Annotated in this window: 15 protein-coding genes; 11 read left to right on the top strand and 4 right to left on the bottom strand. The window is 52.9% G+C overall.

What is annotated here, in order from left to right:
• The first annotated feature begins 129 nt into the window (after window positions 1-129).
• From MKX51_RS18470 to MKX51_RS18460, 3 genes are all read left to right on the top strand, one after another.
• Entirely contained in the window at window positions 130-810 is a 681-nt protein-coding gene (locus MKX51_RS18470) for a hypothetical protein (RefSeq protein ID WP_340993401.1), read from the top strand.
• A 346-nt stretch (window positions 811-1,156) separates the two neighbouring features.
• Window positions 1,157-1,312, top strand: coding sequence for a hypothetical protein (locus tag MKX51_RS18465; protein WP_340939871.1), 156 nt, complete (start codon window positions 1,157-1,159; stop codon window positions 1,310-1,312).
• Window positions 1,313-1,471: 159 nt separating this feature from the next.
• Entirely contained in the window at window positions 1,472-7,198 is a 5,727-nt protein-coding gene (locus MKX51_RS18460; RefSeq protein WP_340993400.1) for an S-layer homology domain-containing protein, read from the top strand.
• A 97-nt stretch (window positions 7,199-7,295) separates the two neighbouring features.
• Here the strand turns inward: MKX51_RS18460 and MKX51_RS18455 are convergent, their stop codons facing one another.
• The 3 genes from MKX51_RS18455 to MKX51_RS18445 all read right to left on the bottom strand — a co-directional run bounded on the left by MKX51_RS18455 (window position 7,296) and on the right by MKX51_RS18445 (window position 9,002).
• Window positions 7,296-8,072 carry a helix-turn-helix domain-containing protein gene (locus MKX51_RS18455; protein WP_340993399.1) on the bottom strand — a complete coding sequence of 259 codons (777 nt, stop codon included), beginning with the start codon at window positions 8,070-8,072 and terminating at the stop codon, window positions 7,296-7,298.
• Window positions 8,073-8,088: 16 nt separating this feature from the next.
• Window positions 8,089-8,670 (bottom strand): LysE family translocator, encoded by a 582-nt coding sequence (locus MKX51_RS18450; RefSeq protein WP_340993398.1) that lies wholly within the window; start codon window positions 8,668-8,670, stop codon window positions 8,089-8,091.
• A gap of 83 nt (window positions 8,671-8,753) precedes the next feature.
• Window positions 8,754-9,002 (bottom strand): DUF6199 family natural product biosynthesis protein, encoded by a 249-nt coding sequence (locus tag MKX51_RS18445; protein WP_340939879.1) that lies wholly within the window; start codon window positions 9,000-9,002, stop codon window positions 8,754-8,756.
• Window positions 9,003-9,133: 131 nt separating this feature from the next.
• On the opposite strand from MKX51_RS18445, the gene MKX51_RS18440 reads away from it, so the two are divergent.
• From MKX51_RS18440 to MKX51_RS18405, 8 genes are all read left to right on the top strand, one after another.
• On the top strand, window positions 9,134-9,823 hold the full coding sequence (locus MKX51_RS18440; RefSeq protein WP_340939881.1) for a response regulator transcription factor: 690 nt from the start codon (window positions 9,134-9,136) through the stop codon (window positions 9,821-9,823).
• Window positions 9,820-10,824 (top strand): sensor histidine kinase, encoded by a 1,005-nt coding sequence (locus tag MKX51_RS18435; protein ID WP_340993397.1) that lies wholly within the window; start codon window positions 9,820-9,822, stop codon window positions 10,822-10,824. Before MKX51_RS18440 ends, MKX51_RS18435 begins: the two co-directional genes overlap by 4 nt.
• Before the next feature lie 98 nt (window positions 10,825-10,922).
• Window positions 10,923-11,678, top strand: coding sequence for an ABC transporter ATP-binding protein (locus tag MKX51_RS18430; protein ID WP_340753012.1), 756 nt, complete (start codon window positions 10,923-10,925; stop codon window positions 11,676-11,678).
• Window positions 11,675-13,618 carry an ABC transporter permease gene (locus tag MKX51_RS18425; RefSeq protein WP_340993396.1) on the top strand — a complete coding sequence of 648 codons (1,944 nt, stop codon included), beginning with the start codon at window positions 11,675-11,677 and terminating at the stop codon, window positions 13,616-13,618. The genes MKX51_RS18430 and MKX51_RS18425 overlap by 4 nt, the downstream gene beginning before the upstream one ends.
• A 153-nt stretch (window positions 13,619-13,771) precedes the next feature.
• Entirely contained in the window at window positions 13,772-14,701 is a 930-nt protein-coding gene (locus MKX51_RS18420) for an Rpn family recombination-promoting nuclease/putative transposase (RefSeq protein ID WP_340993395.1), read from the top strand.
• A gap of 42 nt (window positions 14,702-14,743) precedes the next feature.
• Complete coding sequence (locus MKX51_RS18415) at window positions 14,744-15,469, top strand: MOSC domain-containing protein (RefSeq protein ID WP_340993394.1); 726 nt, start codon at window positions 14,744-14,746, stop codon at window positions 15,467-15,469.
• A 278-nt stretch (window positions 15,470-15,747) separates the two neighbouring features.
• On the top strand, window positions 15,748-16,686 hold the full coding sequence (locus MKX51_RS18410; protein WP_340993393.1) for an ArsR/SmtB family transcription factor: 939 nt from the start codon (window positions 15,748-15,750) through the stop codon (window positions 16,684-16,686).
• A 153-nt stretch (window positions 16,687-16,839) separates the two neighbouring features.
• A complete protein-coding gene (locus MKX51_RS18405; RefSeq protein ID WP_340993392.1) occupies window positions 16,840-18,597 on the top strand; it encodes a glycoside hydrolase family 2 protein in 1,758 nt (585 codons plus the stop codon).
• Window positions 18,598-18,621: 24 nt separating this feature from the next.
• Here MKX51_RS18405 and MKX51_RS18400 read toward each other — a convergent pair whose 3' ends face one another.
• Complete coding sequence (locus tag MKX51_RS18400) at window positions 18,622-19,419, bottom strand: lipase family protein (protein WP_340993391.1); 798 nt, start codon at window positions 19,417-19,419, stop codon at window positions 18,622-18,624.
• Between the last annotated feature and the right edge of the window lie 39 nt (window positions 19,420-19,458).

The following is a 19,458-nucleotide window of genomic DNA, read 5'->3' as shown; positions in this document are numbered from 1 at the left end:
GGGTCCCGGAGGGGCTTGCGCTACAGGCTTTTTATATGGTATGGGGGGATTTTGTAATCTGGACCGAAATCATCTATAGTTAAATGGAAGCTGTTGTAAGCGCAAACAATCGGGACAGGAGATGCACTCATGAAAACTACACGGAGATGGGGGATGGCTGCGGGAGTGATTCTGGCTTCTGTAGCGGTACTCTATTTATTGTTATATATGTATGAAAGACCCGGCGGGTGGTCGGACCAGCGGATGTCCCGCTCATTGGGAATGAATCAGTCGCTCCAGATTCCTCTGGGCTCAAGTCCGGAGGAGGCCGTACGGTTATTCCGTGAGTCTGATTCCATGACGGTGGTACATGAGGAGACTGTTGGCAGGGGGAAGCTTGTTTTTCTGACCCGTTCGGGTGATCAGGACCGCAGCAATCTTCAAGTCGAATATGTCCGCAAAACCTGGATCGGCTGGAAGTGGGTCTGGGGGGCGGGCTACGGGATGGACGGAGACCCTTCCGTGTCGGCAATGAATTATATGAGGCTGCCTGAGCTGGAGCAAATCTCCACTCCGTTTCCTATGGTGTTCGGTGAGGTGCTGGACCCGTCTATTCAGCAGATTATCGTTCAGCAAAAGCAGACCGGGACCGATAAGTCCGAGGCAAAGCTGATTCAGACGTCGCAGGGCCGGACGATTTGGTTTGCTTTTCAAGCGGCGACGGCGGGCGTTCCGTTCAAAATCGAAGGACTGGATCAGGCCGGGAAGATTATTGCTACCAAGGTTATTACAGATGTCCGGGACAGTGGGACAATAGATTCAAGCAAGTGAACCATTCATGTATAGGATTGGCGTAGAGTGATTAGTCCTGGTATTTATGATATGGAAGAATAATGAAGACTCCGGCTCTGCAGTTATGCGGACTGCCGGAGTTTTTGTCTGTAAAAAGCTTTATCAGCAGATGTGACAAAAATAAATGACGAAAATAAAATTCGAACCATAGCCTAGTGTTTTAGCGCATATTTTATAGGGGGATACGAGATTTTTGTATGAAAAAATCACCAATTTGTCGAAAATGTTCAGATTTTGTTCACATGCGCTTATTAACATGATTGGAGGCACTATTCTGTGTGCCAGTATGGCTTAGGTCCGGGAACGGGTTAAGTTAAATGCATGTGTGACCGTCTGCGTTCTTCCCCTGAGCAGTCTGACCCATTGTCAGCAGTTCTTAAAACAGCAGGTCAAAGGAGGGATTCATCAGAGCGATCTTGAAGTGCTGCTGCTGAAGCATGGCGGTATTGCCATGGACGGAAGAACGCTGAGCTTGCTGTAAGGATTCAGAGGTTAGCAGAGTTGAAGTTGCCGGATTTGTATTTACTACTACAAAGAGTTCTGTTTGGAGCTCGAGATGGCGATTAACACAAAGGAACCGTCTGCCTTTTTATCTCTTCGAGTTTCAAACAAGGACTATAGAAGGGGCGGAAGGTGAAAGATGGAATCTCATGCAAAACGAAAAGGCTGGTGGAGCAGGCCGGCGAAAGCCTTGCTGTCGCTGACACTGGTGGCTAGCGGTTTCTCTTCGGCAGTTGTGACATCGAAGGTGCACGCGGCCAGCGGAACTCCAGGCGGAAGTCTTCAGGCGCCGGTATTATGGCTGAAGGCGGATGATGGCGCAGCGGCTGCAAATGGAGGATTGACAGGCTGGCAGGATCGTTCTCCTAACCCTGTGGCGTTCACGCTCGACCTTCCTAATGGGGCAAAAGTTCCGCAGTACAATGAAAGCGGAGTGAATTTTAATCCGAGTGTGAAGTTTGCCAATCCTTTAGGCGCGTATCATTATAGTTCGTCGGCGAAGCTGCTGGGTGACAAAGCGATTACATTCCGGTCAGGGTATACGGTGTACAAATGGCCGGAGGATGGAAGTGCAGGGGCTCTCGTTGGCAGCTCGGATCAAAAGTCTTCCAACGGTGTAATTGTTATGGGCGGCTATGGTAACAGTGTAAGTACAGGTCCGGGTGAAACAAATGTATACACTTATGTCGCTTCGACGATTCGGGACAGGCACCAGCTTGTAAATTATCAAATAGGAGCACCGGGCCATACCGCCAGTATTGACGGGAAAAATACAACTGTTACAAGGAGTGTTTTTCCAGCCTTCTCCTTCACCCCGTCTATTGGAGCGACTAATGCGCCTGCCCAGTATAACTGGTCCGGTCTGAATGCGGAAGTAGCGGAAATTATTTTATATGACACCATCACAAGTGCTGATGCAGCGAAGATTGAGACATATCTTGCTGTAAAATACGGCATCACTTTAGACCATGACTACATTGGTACGGATGGTACTCTCCTGTGGAGCAAGACGGCCAACTCGGCGTATCATCACAATGTGGCGGGCCTTGGCAAAGACATTCTGGAGGAGCTGGACCAGAAGCAAAGCCGAAGCATTAATAAAGACACACAAGTCGCAATCGGTCTGGGCGGACTTGCTGAAGCAAACAGCGGAAATACGGCTGCGCTTGCGGATAAGCAATACCTCATCTGGGGCGATAATGGCAAACCTGTTAAATTCACTGAACAGCTTGGCTCGACGGATTGGTATCTGGCCCAGCGGATCTGGAAGGTTCAGAATAATGGGACTGTAGGAGAGGTGGAAATCGCCATTCCTGCATCGGCTGCCCCGGGAGCCGTAAAGCTGCTGGTGAGCGATACGGACACGGACTTCGCACAAGCCACTGAGTATGAGCTCAGTTCAATCACACTTGCCAATAAAGCTCACTATGCTGCGAAGGTGACGCTCAAGGATGGGCAATACTTCACTTTTGCGGCAGAGGCTCCTGAGCTTCAGAACTCTCTGCTGGAACAAATTGCGGAGGATGGACATGAGATCGTGCTGGCCTTCGACCAGGAGATGACCACGGACAATCTGGCAGGCTTCATTGTTGAGATTGGAGGCACAGCCGTGCCTATAAGCAGCCTCACCTACAGAGTGGACTCTGCCGATTCCAAGAAGCTGATTTTGACGCTGCCTGAGGGTACGGATGTTAAAGGGAAAACGGTGAACGTGTCCTATGATGGCACGGGTTCGCTCAAGAGCACTTACGGAGCCCCTGCTAAGCCGTTTGCGGTCAGTCCAAGGGATCAATTCATTGATTCACTTAAGATCACCCAGCCTGCGGGAAGTCCGGTCAATGTACCTAAACCTGAGATTACAGGAGAGGCTGAAGAGGGTTCTGCCGTAGCAATTGTAATCAGGGATAAAGATGGACAGATCGTAACTGGCGCAGGCGGAAATGCTGTCGTCGAAGCAGACGGGACATGGTCGTTCACCCCGGGCAGCGACTTACACGATGGGGAGTACACCGTTGAGGCGACAGCAACCAAAGGTGTGAAATCTGCAGTTGCCACCAAGGGGATTACGGTTAATCTTCCAGTGCCCGCAATTGAGGTCACAGCTCCGGGCGGAGAGACGGTAACCGATCCCAAGCCGGAGTTCCAGGGAACGACAGATCCTGGAGCTACAGTAACGGCAGTCATCAAAGATGAGGACGGTAAAACCATCGGAACTCCCACAGTTACTGTGAATGCGGATGGCACATGGAGCTTTAAGCCGGAAGCGGCACTGCCGTATGGCAAATACACGGTAGAAGTGACTTCGGCCAAAAACGGAAAAACCAACATGGCCTCCAAAACGATTACTGTAGTAGACAAGAGCAAGCTGCAAGCGGAAGTGGACTTGTCTTCCACGCTGGCCGAGGAAGACTACACACCTGGAAGCTGGACGGAATACGAGTCCAAGCTGACTACCGCGCAAGCGGTGCTTACGAGTTCCACGGCTACACAAGCGGAAGTGGACACGGCACTGGCGGAGCTGACCGCAGCACGTGAAGCGCTGGTGCTGAAACCAGTGGTGGACAAGAGCAAGCTGCAAGCGGAAGTGGACTTGTCTTCCACGCTGGCCGAGGAAGACTACACACCTGGAAGCTGGACGGAATACGAGTCCAAGCTGACTACCGCGCAAGCGGTGCTTACGAGTTCCACGGCTACACAAGCGGAAGTGGACACGGCACTGGCGGAGCTGACCGCAGCACGTGAAGCACTGGTGCTGAAACCAGACAAGAGCAAGCTTCAAGCGGAAGTGGATGTGTCTTCCACATTGGATGAGGAAGACTACACACCTGGAAGCTGGACGAATTACGAGTCCAAGCTGACCACCGCGCAAGCGGTGCTTACGAGTTCCACGGCTACACAAGCGGAAGTGGACACGGCACTGGCAGAGCTGACCGCAGCGCGCGAAGCGCTGGTGCTAAAACCAGTGGTGGACAAGAGCAAGCTGCAAGCGGAAGTGGACTTGTCTTCCACGCTGGCCGAGGAAGACTACACACCTGGAAGCTGGACGAATTACGAGTCCAAGCTGACGACTGCGCAAGCAGTGCTTACGAGCTCCACGGCCACGCAGGCCGAAGTGGACACGGCGCTGGCGGAGCTGACAGCAGCGCGCGAAGCGCTGGTGCTGAAGCCAGACAAGAGTAAGCTGCAAGCGGAAGTGAATTTGTCTTCCACATTGAATGAGGAAGACTATACACCTGGAAGCTGGACGAGTTACGAGTCCAAGCTGACTACCGCGCAAGCGGTGCTTACGAGTTCCACGGCTACACAAGCGGAAGTGGACACGGCACTGGCAGAGCTGACCGCAGCGCGCGAAGCGCTGGTGCTGAAGCCAGACAAGAGTAAGCTGCAAGCGGAAGTGGATGTGTCTTCCACATTGGATGAGGAAGACTACACAACTGGAAGCTGGACGAGTTACGAGTCCAAGCTGACGACTGCGCAAGCGGTGCTTACGAGTTCCACGGCTACACAAGCGGAAGTGGACACGGCGCTAGCAGAGCTGACCGCAGCGCGTGAAGCACTGGTGCTGAAGCCAGTGGTGGACAAGAGCAAGCTGCAAGCGGAAGTGGATGTGTCTTCCACATTGGACGAGGAAGACTACACACCTGGAAGCTGGACGAGTTACGAATCCAAGCTGACCACCGCGCAAGCGGTGCTCGGTAACGCCACGGCTACGCAAGCCGAAGTGGACACGGCGCTGGCGGAGCTGACCGCAGCGCGTGAAGCGCTGGTGCTGAAACCAGTGGTGGACAAGAGCAAGCTGCAAGCGGAAGTGGACTTGTCTTCCACGCTGGCCGAGGAAGACTACACACCTGGAAGCTGGACGGAATACGAGTCCAAGCTAACCACCGCGCAAGCGGTGCTGTCGAGTCCAACTGCTACGCAGGCCGAAGTAGATACAGCACTGGCGGAGCTGACAGCAGCACGTGAAGCGCTGGTGGAAGTGCCTGTGGTACCAGTGGTGGACAAGAGCAAGCTGCAAGCGGAAGTGGACTTGTCCGCTATTCTGGACAAGGAGACCTACACGCCAGCAAGCTGGGCGAGCTACGAGTCCATGCTGACCGACGCGCAAGCAGTACTGGCAAGCGCCACTGCCACGCAGGCGGAAGTGGACACTGCACTGGAAGCATTGCAGGCGGCTTACCGGGCATTGGTTCCCAAGAGCGGTCTGGCAAGCATTACGCCATCGGCTGGTGCGATTCAACCCAATGTGACGGCGAGCGTGTACGAGTACAGTCTTAATGTGGAGTACAAGGTCTCCGAGCTTCAACTGACATTGGCAGCCGCTCATCCGGACGCAGCCATTACGGTTAACGGCCAGGCGGCCGGGACGGGGCAAGCTAGTGCTGCGGTGACTCTGAATGTAGGCGATAATACCGTAACCATCGTAGTTCGGGAAACGGATGGCAGCGAAAAAACGTACACGGTTACCGTGAGACGCCAAGCCGCGCCTAATGAGCCTTCTCAGACACCTTATGTCCCTTCTAATACACCTACACCGGTCTTACCGGTAATAGAGAGAATAACAGTAGATGTTGAGGCCATAGGCTATGGAATTGTTGCCAAAACAGAAATTGAAAGAACGACAAACAACGATGGCAGCAAGAGCGATAAAGTGACGTTTACAACGGCCAAAGCTCTTGAAGCGGTTGAAAAGACCTTGGCAGCCCATTCGCCAAGCGTACGTATTCTTATTCCGGACAAACAGGATATCGTAAAAGATGTCCGTGTGGAGCTGCCGGATGCGGCAGTGAAGGCTGTACAAGACGCTGGCCTAAACCTGGAAATCTATACTGATAACGGCATGATTACCATTCCGAATGCCTCGCTCAGCGGCCTGAATCCGAACCTGTATTTCCACCTGATTCCTGTCAAACAGGAAAGCGAGCGCAAGCAGGTAGAAGAACGGGCCAGAACGGAGCAGATTGTCCGCAAGGCACTGAACAATGGCAACGTCTATGTAGTAGATCGTCCAATAACGATTGAAACCAATATGACAAGCCGCCCGGTAACAATCACCCTGCCGCTCGACAGCAGTCATGTACCGGCAGAGGCACGTGCAAGAGAAGCTTATCTGTCGAAGCTGGCTGTGTTCATTGAGCACAGTGACGGAGAACGGGAATTGGTGAAGCCCGCAGTTGTAGCTTACGGGGACAACAAGCTGGGCCTGACTTTCCCAATCGGGAAGTTCAGCACCTTCACTATTCTTAATCTGGACAACGGAGCAGACGGAAGCCACCGCGCTTATATGGTCGGTATGCCGGACGGAACGTTTAAGCCGGAGAACGCGCTGACCAGAGCACAGGTAGCCATGATTCTCTACCGGGTGCTGGCGCTGCAAGGTGCAGACGCAGCCCCATATTCGGATGTCTCAGGCAGCCACTGGGCAGCAGAAGCTATCCGTCAGGTTACAGGTGCCGGACTAATGAAGGGCATGACAGACGGAAGCTTCAGACCGGAGCAGAGCATCACCAGAGCGGAAATGGCAGTCATCATTGCGCGCTGGAAAGCACTCTCAGGTACAGGAGAACACAGCTATAACGATGCTCTTGGCCATTGGGCGGAGAAGGCAATCGGCCAAACGAAAGAGGCCGGTTATATGGAAGGGATGCTGAATGGCAGCTTCCAGCCGGACAAAGCCTTGACCCGTGCCGAGGGGGTAACTGTGTTCAACCGGATTCTGGAAAGAGGGCCGCTGTACGGTGAGACCGTGCCAGTATGGTCCGATGTGCCGATGATCCACTGGGCGTTCCATCAGATTGAGGAAGCTTCACGGGATCATAACTACACAAGCCGGCCGGAAGGCGGCGAGATGATGATCAAGCCATAAATAAATAAGGAAGGGCTGTCCAAGTCATGAGGATGACGGGGGCAGCCCTTCTTTTATTGGAATGCTTCATCAGATGATCTTTCGTATGGGCTCCGGCTTAATTTTGCAGATGCAGCCTATACTCATGGGCCGTGATGCCATACACACTTTTGAAATGCCGGTTCAGATGGGTCAGGTCCGTGAAGCCGAATTCGGCCACAGCGGCATAGATATCCTTATTCTTCTCGATAAATTGCTTGGCATGCTCGACCTTGCAGTTCAGGAAGAATTGATAGGGCGAGGTTCCGGTATGAGCTTTGAACTCGCGGATGAACTGGTATTTGGATAGATTGAACTCGCGCGCGAGATCGTCGAGTTTCAGTACATGGTCCAGGCTGCAGTACATCATTTCTTTGGCTTTGGTGGCAAAAGCATTGTTCATCCGCCGTGCGGTCTGTATTTCCGTATGGGACAAGCGGTTGGCGAGCTGGATAAGCAGTTCGCTGCTAAGTGATTCATCGGCACCGCTCTGGACAGCGTGACTGAGATTACAGATACAATGCGCCAGCTCCCTGTCATAGACGATAGGAGTGGCGAAGCGAAGTTCCTGTTGGCCCACAATCTCTGTCATCAGGTCCGGCTTGATATACAGCATGATGTAGTCAATGCCTGCCCGGTCATAAGAGCTGCCGTCATGAACCTGCTCCGGGTTAAACAGCATGACACCATTCCTGTGCGAAGCCTGCCGGGTGCCGTCCAGTGTATATTGCTGAATGCCACGCAGGGTAACGCCGACGGCGTATTCTTCGTGGCAATGTTTTTTGTAGGTGAAATCCGTCATGCTGGCCGATAAGGCGAGGATCTCGGCAGACTTCCTGTAATTGAATTGCTCCATCCTGACCACCGCCGTTCTATAAAATTCCGGATACCATTACAGCAGAGTATACTAGAAACAGAGCCATTATACTATTCATCAGCATCTGATGCCGCTCCAAAAAGCTCTTGAATACGGAGCCGAAGACGACCCAGGCTGTGAAGGCCAGGAAACCGATCACCGTAATGACGATGACGAAGATGGAGGAAGCTGCGGGCGAGCTATAGTAGGGCATGACATAACCCGGGATAACCGTCAGCGTGAACAGCAGTACCTTCGGATTGGCGAACTGCATCAGCAGCCCGGAGAGGAAGCCTGAGGCCTGCTGGCCTGCCGCTTCAGAACGGCCCATCCTGTACACCTGATAAGCGAGGTAGAGCATATACAGGCTGCCGATGATCTGCATGACACCGAGAATATGCGGAAGGATGTCAGCAAGCAAGCGGTTCAGCAGAGCGGATGCGGCAAGGAGCAGTCCGAAGGCGAGTGTGGCTCCGAGGACGTATCCCATTGTTTTCCTGGCCCCATGGTGTTGCACAGAGGAGAGGATCACAATATTGGTCGGGCCGGGTGTGAAGGTAACCACAATACAATAGATGATAAAGGAAAGGATATTCATGAAGACCTCCGGTGAAAGTAGTTCCATGAATATACACCGGGGCTGCGAATCGCTATAGTACATTATTGCAGTCCGCTATTCCTTTAACTAAGAGAACTCCACAGTGTCAATATCCCCATCACCATCACGAAAGATCCCATCCATAAGCCCACGGCCCCTCTGAAGCGCATGGAGCTGATATAGGCGTCACTGGGTTCACTATCACCTTTCATTTTCCAGCTTTCACTCGCCTGCCAGGTGAAGGTAGGGTTTTTGCGCACATATAAGCTAAATAAGTTAACTGCAATTCCAAATAACAAGATGAAGATTGCGCTAAAAGTTTCGATGATCATCAGCTCCTCGGTAGGTTCAAATTTGTCGCCGTTTGTATCTAATACGTTACTTGGTTAAGGGGAGGTTTCACAAATATAATAAACGTGAAGTATAATAGTCCGATAGTATTTCTTCTGAAGGAGAGTCCTTTGTGTTCAAAATAATGCTAATCGAAGATGATATCACCCTGTTCGGGGAGATCAGGGAGAGACTTGCCCAATGGTCCTATGAGGTGTACGGAATTACAAATTTCGGTAAGGTACTGCAGGAGTTCTCGGAGGTAAAGCCCGATCTGGTGGTGATTGATATCCAGCTGCCGCAGTTCGACGGCTTCCATTGGTGCCGGATTCTGCGAAGCCACTCCAAGGTGCCGATTATCTTCCTCTCCTCCCGGGACCATCCAAGCGATATGGTGATGTCGATGCAGCTTGGGGCCGATGATTTCATTCAGAAGCCGTTCCACTTCGAGGTGCTGATTGCCAAGATTCAGGCCATCCTCCGCCGGGTCTATAATTATGCCAAGGAAGGCACGGAGCTGAAGACCTGGCGCGGAGCGGCAATTGAGTTCGTGAAGAATACAGTCACGGGCAGCGGGGGAGCGGCTCTGCTGACCAAGAATGAGATGCTGATTCTCAAAATCCTGCTGGAGCGTAAAAACACTATTGTAGAGCGTGAGGAGATCATCACCAGCCTGTGGGACAACGAGCATTTTGTCAGCGATAATACACTGACTGTGAATGTGAACCGGCTGCGCAAGAAGCTGGAGCCGCTCGGTCTGGATGCCTACATAGAGACTAAGGTGGGGCAAGGGTATATGGCGACTGAAGAGGCGGCAGAATGATAAGGAAATACATCACCGAGAAGCGGAGCTGGCTGCTCCTGCTGGCCGCCCTCCAGCTGATTATTATATTCGTGGCCTATATTGATTCTGCCATCCCGCTGCTGCCGGTCCTGTACATTGTGCTCCTCAATACGCTGCTTTGCCTGGCCTTCGTCTTCCTGAGGTATTCCCGGGAGACCCGGTTCTACAAGAGCCTTGCCTCTTGGGATCAGATCTATGAGCTGCAGGCGGTCCTGGAGCCGGGCAGTCCGATGGAGCGGCTCGTCCACGAGGCGGTGAGCGCCCAGACGGACCGTTACAAGCGCGAATCCTCCGTGAATGTCGGGCTGCTGGAATCGGAGAAGGACGAGCTGCTGGCCTGGATACATGAGGTCAAGACTCCGCTGACTGCTATGCAGCTGATGATAGAGCGCTTGCCGGACGAGACCCTGCAAAGACAGATGATGTACGAATGGCTGCGGATTCACCATCTGCTCGACCAGCAGCTGCACCAGAAGCGGATTCCCTTCATCCGCAATGATCTGTTCATTGAGAAGGTCGGTCTTGCTCCTATTCTTAATAAGGAGATCCGGGCATTGAAATCCTGGTGCATCTCCAAACGCATCGGGTTCGATGTGGAGCTTGAAGCTGAAACGGTACTGACAGACGGTAAATGGCTGGCCTTCATGCTGCGGCAGCTCCTGACCAATGCTGTGAAATACAGCGAAGCCTCCGATATCTTCATCCGGAGCAGTGAGGAGGGCGGCCATGTTGTGCTTGTCATTGAAGACAGCGGACAGGGAATTGACCCCAGGGATCTGCTGCGGATCTACGATAAGGGCTTCACCTCATCGCGATTCCGCCAGGAGGGGGCAGCTACCGGCATGGGGCTGTACCTGACCCGGCAGGTTGCGGAGCCGCTGCTGATTAGACTTCACGCTGCTTCCGTGCTTGGGCAGGGGAGTGTATTTACGCTGACTTTTCCAAGGGAAAATGACTTTCAGCGGCTGACAGGTATGTGACAATAGTGTCACATGCCTGTTCCATTTGTTCGGCGAAGCGCAGGAGAATAATCATCCACCCGCTTATGATAGAGCTATAGAAAAGGAGTGGGGAACAGATGCTTATTATGCAGGCTAACAAAATCTATAAAACCTATGGTAACAAATTCAATAAACAGGAAGTCCTGAGGGGCATTGATCTTCAGGTGGACAAGGGCGAATTCGTCGGAATCATGGGTCCGTCCGGGTCCGGCAAAACGACGCTTCTGAACGTATTGTCCTCCATTGACCGGGTAAGCAAGGGCACAATCGAAATTGAGGGCAAGGAATTCACCGGGATGAAGGAGAAGCAGCTCGCCGAGTTCCGCAAGCATCATCTCGGGTTTATTTTCCAGGATTACAATCTGCTCGACACCTTGACCGTCAAGGAGAACATCATGCTGCCGCTGTCGATTACAGGCATGTCCAAGAAGGAGGCGCACCAGAAATTCGACCAGGTAGCGGGCGAGCTGGGAATCTATGAGCTGAAGGACAAATATCCGGCGGAAATCTCCGGCGGGCAGAAGCAGCGTACATCGGCGGCGCGGGCATTCGTGCATGATCCGAGCATTATTTTTGCCGATGAGCCTACAGGAGCCTTGGATTCCAAATCTGCGTCCGATCTGCTGAACAAGCTGGCCGCCATGAACAGCAAGCGTGAAGCCACCATTGTCATGGTTACGCATGATGCTGTGGCCGCAAGCTACTGCAGCCGTGTCGTCTTCATCCGGGACGGGCAAATCTACACCCAGCTGAACAAGGGGGAGGAATCGCGGCAATCCTTCTTGGGTGATATTATCAGCACTCAGGGCGTACTTGGCGGTGTCACACAATGAGTCTGAATTATATTATCCTGCGGAACCTCAAAAAGAACATTAAGAACTATTATCTCTACGTGTTCGCGCTTATTTTCAGTGTGGCCCTGTACTTCTCCTTCGTGACGCTGCAGTTCGACCCGGCCATGCACGAGGTCAGCGGTTCGATCAAAGGCGGGGCTGCCATCGGCGCGTCCTCCGTCCTGCTGGTTGCGATTGTGGCCATCTTCCTGCTGTATGCGAACACCATCTTCATCAAGCGCCGCAGTAAGGAGATCGGGCTGTTCCAGCTGATCGGGCTGACCAAGAGCAGAATCTTCGTGCTGCTGAGCGCCGAGAATCTGATTCTATATTTCGGATCGATGTTCGCGGGGATCGGTGCAGGGTTCGTGATGTCACGGCTGATCCTGATGATTCTGTTCAAAATCCTGGAGGTCGATCAGGTCGCTGCGCTGCGCTTCTCCCCCGAGGCCCTGCGGCGGACGGTGCTGGTTTTTGCCGCCGTGTATATGCTGATTATGATCATGAATTACACCTTCATCCGGGCGCAGAGCATTCTGTCGCTGTTCAAGGCTACGGCGACTTCCCAGACGCGTATTCAGAGAATGTCGCTGTGGGAGGTTGTGATCGGCCTGCTCGGGATTGGCAGCATCTGCGGAGGGTATTATGTGTCCGGGGAGCTGTTCAGCGGCAGATTCACGGGTATGAACGGGCTGATGTATGCGATGATTGCCATCCTCGCCCTGGTGATTATCGGAACCTATCTGTTCTACAAAGGCTCAGTCAGCTTTCTCTTCAATCTCATCCGCCGCAGGAAGAAGGGCTACCTGTCCATTCGGCAGGTGTTATCACTCTCTTCCATTATGTTCCGGATGAAATCGAATGCCCTGCTGCTGACGGTCATCACCACGGTATCCGCGCTGGCGATCGGCCTGCTCTCTCTGAGCTATATCTCATATTATTCGGTGGAGTCCTCCGCGCGTGAGAGCTCGCCGCATGATTACGGCTTCCTTCAGAAGGCCGATGAGGCAGGATTCCGGGAGGCGCTGGATCAGGCCGGCATAGGTTATACCACGCTGGAGATTCCAACGGTGCAGGTAGAGGTGGATCTTAAGGAGGTCGTGGATACTAAAAATTTCTCCAACAATGACACCAGTCTATTGGCTACCGTGATTAGTGAGAGCAGTCTGAAAAACATGGATTTGCAGCCGGGCGAGGTACGGATTATGGGTTACACAACTACGAAGCAAACCATGCTGAAGCTGAAGGATCGCGGTGAATTGGACTTGTATATCAAGGGTGGGGTCATTAAGCAGCAGCTTACAGGTTTGTCTGAGCAGTCTGTGCTGCCGTATTATTTTGGCGGAGGGATCCTGGGGGTGTTCGTGGTGGATGATTCAGTCTTCCAGGAATTGCTTCAGCATAAAGATCCGGATGAGCAAAAAAGAGTGAGCGGCGAAGGAATCTATTACGGTATCAATCTTACCGGGTCCTCGCAGGCCAAGCAGGCTTATGAGATTTATACACAGCACAAGCCGGAGCTGCAAAGCTTCTCGCAATATGAATTTGAGTTCAACCAGCGGACCAATATGGGCCTCATTATGTTCATTGTCGGATTCCTGGGCCTGACGTTCCTGATCACCTCCGGCTGTATTCTCTATTTCAAGCAGATGGATGAGAGCGAGGAGGAGCGGGAGGGATATACGATCCTGCGCAAGCTGGGCTTCACCCAAGGGGATCTCCTGAGCGGCATTCGGTTCAAGCAGCTGTTCAATTTCGGTATTCCGCTGGTAATCGGCCTGTGCCACAGTTATTTTGCGGTAAAATCCGGCTGGTTCTTCTTCGGGACCGAGATGCTTACTCCGATGTTCGTCGTTATGGGGCTGTATACCGTGCTGTATTCCATCTTCGGCCTTCTGTCGGTCCTGTATTACAAGCGGGTAATCCGGGAATCCCTGTAATTATATGCAATGAAGAGGATAGCCTTGGGGCTGTCCTTTTCTTTTTGCGTGTATGTAATTATATTGTTGCAAGTTCATAAGGGTTCAGCTCTTGCCTTACGCAAAACAGGCAGCGATAATGGTATAATAAGACCGAAACGGAGGCTGGACTGGATGGAGCTGCTTGATCCCCGAAATGATTTCTTGTTTAAACGGATATTTGGAAGTGAAGAGAACCGTGATGTACTGCTGGCTTTTCTGAACCGAACCTTTGCCGAAGCGGGTAAGCCCCCTCTAAGTGACATTATTCTCCTGAATCCTTACACCGACAAGGACTCTCCTCGGGATAAGCAGTCCATTCTCGACATTCGGGCCAAGACGACTGAGGGCGAAATTATCAATGTAGAGATGCAGTTGTTCAACAAATACGATACAGAGAAACGGACCCTCTATTATTGGAGCAAACAGTATTCCTCTCAGTTGCAAGAGAGCCAGCCGTATAACCAGTTAAAGCGATGCGTGACGATCAACATTATAAACTTTGCTCTGCTGCCGAATACTCTATACCATAACGTCTTTCACTTGCGGGAGGACCGCACGGGAATTCCTTTGCTTGACGACATTGAGATTCACTTTCTGGAATTGCCGAAGCTGGATGAAAAGGCGGTGTCCTTAGAACAAGGCGGACTGGTAAACTGGCTGCTATTCCTGAAGGGAGCAGACCAATCCAAATGGGAGGTGCTTACGATGAACGAACCTGTGCTGAAGAAAGCCATGGACACACTGGAGTTTCTGAGTCAGAACGAGGAGGCCCGCAGACAATACGAAGCACGCCAGCGGTATTTGCATGACGAGGCGTCGATGTATGAAGCGGCTAAGGTAGCCGAGGCCAAGGGATGGTCTGAAGGTGAGGCTAAGGGTATGGCCGAGGGAATGGCTAAGGGAATAGCAAAGGGAATAGCAAAGGGAATAGCAGAAGGGAAGGCCGACGCTCAGAAGGAAACAGCTCATAAACTGCTTGCTCTAGGTATCGAGCTATCTGTTATCGCCGAGGCAACAGGGCTTTCCGTAGAAGAGATTCAGAAGTTAAAGCCGCTACAGTAAAAGTAGCAGAGCTATCAGATTATAGACAGAAGAGGTGGGGGCGTGTCAGTTACAGTTGGGGAGATTAAATCGATTAACCGTTATCCGGTAAAATCCTTTGCAGGAGAGGCACTGGAGGCCTGTAAGGTTGTATCTTACGGAGTGGAGGGGGACCGGTATTGTTCCTTTTATGATATGACTAAAAAAGACTGGTCCCAGTATATCACTGCCCGCAAGATTCCGAAGATGATGTCTTATAAGGCGGAATATACAGGGGAAGATATCCGTGTAACGGCTGCGGATGGCCGCTTATTCGGCTGGGACGAGGAGCTGCTTAGGGAAATTCAGAGTCTGACCCGGACGGAAATTACGATGTCTGCGTTCAAGGCGCCGCACCCGGAGGAACAGTATCCTCAGCTGCTGTCTGTAGACGCGGCCAGCATACTGCTGGTAACCGACAAGAGTCTGAAGAACCTTGAAGCCATGTGGGGAAAGCCTGTAGACCAGCGCCGCTTCCGGGGCAACTTCCTGGTGGAAGTGAGTGAGGACTCGCTGGGGGAGGAAGAGTGGCTCGGCCGCCGTCTGTCGATTGGCAGTACAGTGCTGCAAGTGGATAGCTATTGTGAGCGCTGCGTGATGATTACGACCGACCCGGATACGCTGGAGCGGGACAGCTCGCTGCTGAAGCAAGTATACAAAGAGCTTAAGCAGCAGTTCGGCGTCTACGCTTCCGTTATCACTCCGGGAGAGGTCCGGCTGGGCGATCAAGTAGTGATGCTGGATAGCTAAGCTGGACAGAAGTCCTACGCTCTTGCCAAAGGTGAGCGGTCACCTACATAATGTCTTTAGCGACTATACTGTTGTAAGTTTTACAACTTTGATATCTCAGCAGCGGCACCGTTGGGAGAATTGTTGCACAGATTGCAGGAATTGTCCGGAATAACTGCCTTATGCGAAGGAATTGCTGCATTTTATGCAATATTCTCGGGTTAGCGGGAGTTCGATCCGGGGAATGTTGCAATTCGTGCAGGATATGTAATTACGGACAGCTAAATGGGGTGAAAGATATGCTGGAGTTGTCCATGGAGCATGCGGATGAGCTGGTGAAGGTGACACACGCGCTCTCTACGGAGCTAAGACTCAGAATGCTGGCGCTGCTTAACACGCGGAGAATGAATGTGGCGGAGCTGGCGGAGGCGCTGGAGATTCCTGTATCTACGGCAGCCTCCAATGTGAAGGTGCTTGAGCAGGCAGGGCTGATTGAGACGGAGCTGTTGCCCGCTTCACGCGGGGCGATGAAGGTATGCAGCCGGATTTATGATGACATCAAGATCACGATCAATGCTCCGCAGCGCCGCCTGCAAGCCGGTCAAGGCGAATATTGCTATGAGATATCCATGCCGATCGGCAATTTCACAGCCTGCGAAGTGGCGCCTACCTGCGGGATGGTCAGTGAGAACGGTCCGATTATTTCGGAGGATTCACCGGCGGGATTTTTTCATCCGGACCGGGTGCAGGCCCAGCTGCTCTGGCTGCGCAAAGGTTATCTCGAATACCGCTATCCGCTGGAAATTCCGCAAGGAGCGGTGCTTCACCGGATTCAGTTCTCCATGGAGATCTGCTCGGAGGCACCGAATTACGAGAATGACTGGCCTTCGGATATTACGCTCTGGATTAACCAGGTGGAGGTGGGGACCTGGACCTCGCCCGGCGACTTCGGCGGCAGATGCGGGAAGCTGAATCCCTCGTGGTGGATTGATACGGGAACCCAGTTCGGCGCACTCAAGACCTGGAGTGTAGATGACACACGCAGTACCATCGACCACCAGGAGCTATCCGCTGTTAATCTGGAACAGTTAGGTCTCACAAGGCAGAACCACGTGGATCTGCGGCTGGGCGTGAAGGAGAATGCAGTCTTCAAGGGCGGCATGAACCTGTTCGGCAAAAAGTTCGGCGATTATGAGCAGGACCTGGTGATGAAGATTTTTTATAGCGTGGAGCCTTAGGATGAATAACATAGGGATTAGCGAAGAACCTGGAGCTTTGGCTTCGGTTCTTTTTTTGCGTCGCCATTGACATCTCAGCGGATTCTGTAATAATTAATACATATTTATTGTATTAAAACAAAATTATTGTTCATAAGGAGCGTGCGTATTACCATGACAACCCGGCACTATATCAAGGATTATCCGCGGCCGCAGTTCGTCCGTGATGCCTGGCAGAGCTTGAACGGGGAATGGGATTTCCGGTATGACGATGACAACGCCGGTGAACGGAAGAAGTGGTACGAGGCGCTGAAGGGTGATCTGAAGATTCAGGTTCCATTCACGTATGAGACGGAGGCCAGCGGAATCGGTGAGACCGTGTTCCATCCGTATGTATGGTATGAGCGGGAATTGCAGCTGCAAGAGGGCATGGGCAACAAGCGGGTCCTGCTGAACTTCCAGGCGGTAGACCACGTGGCGAAGGTGTGGGTGAACGGCAGCTATGCCGGGGGGCACCGCGGCGGGTATGCGGCGTTCTCGCTGGATATTACCGATTATCTGAACACGGGTGCCGGAGCGGTGAACCGTCTGACCGTCAAGGCAGAGGACAGCCAGAGCTGCACACAGCCCCGGGGCAAGCAGCGCTGGGTGGATGACAATTTCGAGTGCTTCTACGTGCAGACGACGGGAATCTGGCAAAGTGTGTGGCTGGAGTATGTATCCCCTTCGTATCTCAAGTCTGTCAAAATCACCCCGGATCTCGATAACCGCTCGGTCCGCTTCGAATACGAGGCCCAGGTGGCAGCCCCGAATCTCCGCCTGGAGACCCGGATCAGCACGCAGGAGAAGACCTTCAAGCAGGTCTCGCTGCATATCGACCGGTCTTGGCAGCAGCTGGATGTAGAGCTGACCCATGAAGCGAATGGCCCGTGGAAGCTCCAGTCGTGGTCGCCCGCTTCGCCGGTGCTGTATGAGGTAGAGTTCCTTCTGTACGAGGGGGACAAGGTGATCGACCAGGTCTATTCCTACTTCGGACTCCGCAAAATCTCCATCGAACAAGGCAAGGTGCTGCTCAACAACACGCCGGTGTATCAGAAGCTGATTCTGGATCAGGGCTATTGGCCGGACAGCCACCTGACCCCGCCTTCGGAGGAGGCGCTGATTGCCGATATTGACGCGATTCTCGCGATGGGCTACAACGGTGTCCGCAAGCATATGAAGATTGAAGATGCGCGCTTCCTGTACTGGTGTGATGTGAAGGGGCTGCTGGTCTGGTCGGAGATGGCGGCCACCTATGAGTTCAATGATGAGGCAGTGGAGCAGTTCACGAACGAATGGACCGAGATTGTCCGGCAGCAATATAACCATCCTTCGGTCATTACGTGGGTGCCTTTCAACGAATCCTGGGGCATCCCGCAGATCTACACGAACAAGCGGCAGCAGAAATTCACGGAAGGCATCTATCATCTGACCAAGGCCATCGACCCGAACCGTCCGGTTATTGTGAATGACGGCTGGGAGCATACGGTCAGCGACATTATTACCCTGCATGATTATGAGGAGAGTGGAGCGGTCTTGCTAGAGCGTTATGCAGATTCCGGCAGCGTGCTTGGCGGCAGCTCCTCGTTCAATAACTGGAAATTCGCGATGGCCCAGGGCTACGAGTACCGGGGTCAGCCTGTCATAGTCAGTGAATTCGGCGGCATTGCCTTCGACACCGGCGAAGGGTGGGGCTATGGGGAGCAGGTCAGCAGCACGGAAGCCTTCATTGAACGGTTCCGCAGCATCACGCAGGCGATCAAGGACACCCCGTACATCTGCGGATACTGCTACACTCAGGTTACGGATGTGCAGCAGGAAGTGAACGGACTGCTGAATGCGGACCGGACCCCGAAGATTCCGCTGGACGAGATTCGTAAGATCAACCGGTAGAAAGGTCTATCCTCAGAGCGGAGATCAGGTGACCAGCTCCGGGACCGGACAGAACCCGGGGTTCGCAGCGCACAGAGCAGTGGTGAAGTCTGGCCGGGTTTTCCTCAGCACAGCGAAATAACTACGGATGACATGGTTCAGCTCAGGGCTGCCATTCTGGAAGGAGAGGGATTTAAGGGTCTGAACATGAGTGTAATAGTATTTGGTCTTCTGCTTGGGCAGCTTGTAGACGGTTGGCGGAACATACGTCGTGACGTCAAAAAGATTGGCATAGCGGTAGCTGCTGCGCACGTAACGGCTGAAGGCCTTGGCAAAATCCGGGTCCCCGACACGCGGAGACCCGTAGGTATACAGCCGCGGGGCGGTGAAGGCAGAATTGGCAGCAACATCCAGCGCACACAGAGTGGCCAGTGCCCCGCCAAGGCTATGGCCCGTTACAAATAGCGTCTTCTCCGGGGACAGAGTGCCAAGCACGGAGAGAATGGCCTCCCGAGCGGATGCATAGATATCGGTGAACCCCCGATGGGTCAGGCAGGGCTCTTTAATGTATTGGAACGGTTTTTGCGCGGCATTCATGTTGGAGAGCCAATCATTTGTGGAGATGCTGCCACGCCAGGCCACAATGATCTCCTGCGGGGATTCCAGAATGAAGCCGAACAGCTCCCGGACATTTCCCATCGATTTCGCCTGAAAGCTGTGCACGGCCGAGAAGTCCGCCGGCACCACGAATGCACCCTCTGCATTGGCAAATTGAGTATAGGTCTGTCCGCAGACAGCCGCCAGGAAGATCGCCCACTCTTCTTCATCTGTCCTGTTATTCATTCCGCATCCCGCCCTTCTTTTCTATCTGTGTATGATCAG

The organism is Paenibacillus sp. FSL M7-0420 (genome assembly GCF_038002345.1).
In the GTDB taxonomy this organism is placed as follows: Bacteria; Bacillota; Bacilli; order Paenibacillales; family Paenibacillaceae; genus Paenibacillus_AQ.
This window is presented reverse-complemented; position numbering and strand designations above follow the sequence as displayed.

Excerpts from the sequence above, each read along its gene's own strand:
- MKX51_RS18470 (WP_340993401.1), top strand. The coding sequence starts at position 130 with ATGAAAACTACACGGAGATGGGGGATGGCTGCGGGAGTGATTCTGGCT.
- MKX51_RS18460 (WP_340993400.1), top strand. The coding sequence starts at position 1,472 with ATGGAATCTCATGCAAAACGAAAAGGCTGGTGGAGCAGGCCGGCGAAA.
- MKX51_RS18455 (WP_340993399.1), bottom strand. The coding sequence starts at position 8,072 with ATGGAGCAATTCAATTACAGGAAGTCTGCCGAGATCCTCGCCTTATCG.
- MKX51_RS18450 (WP_340993398.1), bottom strand. The coding sequence starts at position 8,670 with ATGAATATCCTTTCCTTTATCATCTATTGTATTGTGGTTACCTTCACA.
- MKX51_RS18445 (WP_340939879.1), bottom strand. The coding sequence starts at position 9,002 with ATGATCATCGAAACTTTTAGCGCAATCTTCATCTTGTTATTTGGAATT.
- MKX51_RS18435 (WP_340993397.1), top strand. The coding sequence starts at position 9,820 with ATGATAAGGAAATACATCACCGAGAAGCGGAGCTGGCTGCTCCTGCTG.
- MKX51_RS18430 (WP_340753012.1), top strand. The coding sequence starts at position 10,923 with ATGCTTATTATGCAGGCTAACAAAATCTATAAAACCTATGGTAACAAA.
- MKX51_RS18425 (WP_340993396.1), top strand. The coding sequence starts at position 11,675 with ATGAGTCTGAATTATATTATCCTGCGGAACCTCAAAAAGAACATTAAG.
- MKX51_RS18420 (WP_340993395.1), top strand. The coding sequence starts at position 13,772 with ATGGAGCTGCTTGATCCCCGAAATGATTTCTTGTTTAAACGGATATTT.
- MKX51_RS18410 (WP_340993393.1), top strand. The coding sequence starts at position 15,748 with ATGCTGGAGTTGTCCATGGAGCATGCGGATGAGCTGGTGAAGGTGACA.
- MKX51_RS18405 (WP_340993392.1), top strand. The coding sequence starts at position 16,840 with ATGACAACCCGGCACTATATCAAGGATTATCCGCGGCCGCAGTTCGTC.
- MKX51_RS18400 (WP_340993391.1), bottom strand. The coding sequence starts at position 19,419 with ATGAATAACAGGACAGATGAAGAAGAGTGGGCGATCTTCCTGGCGGCT.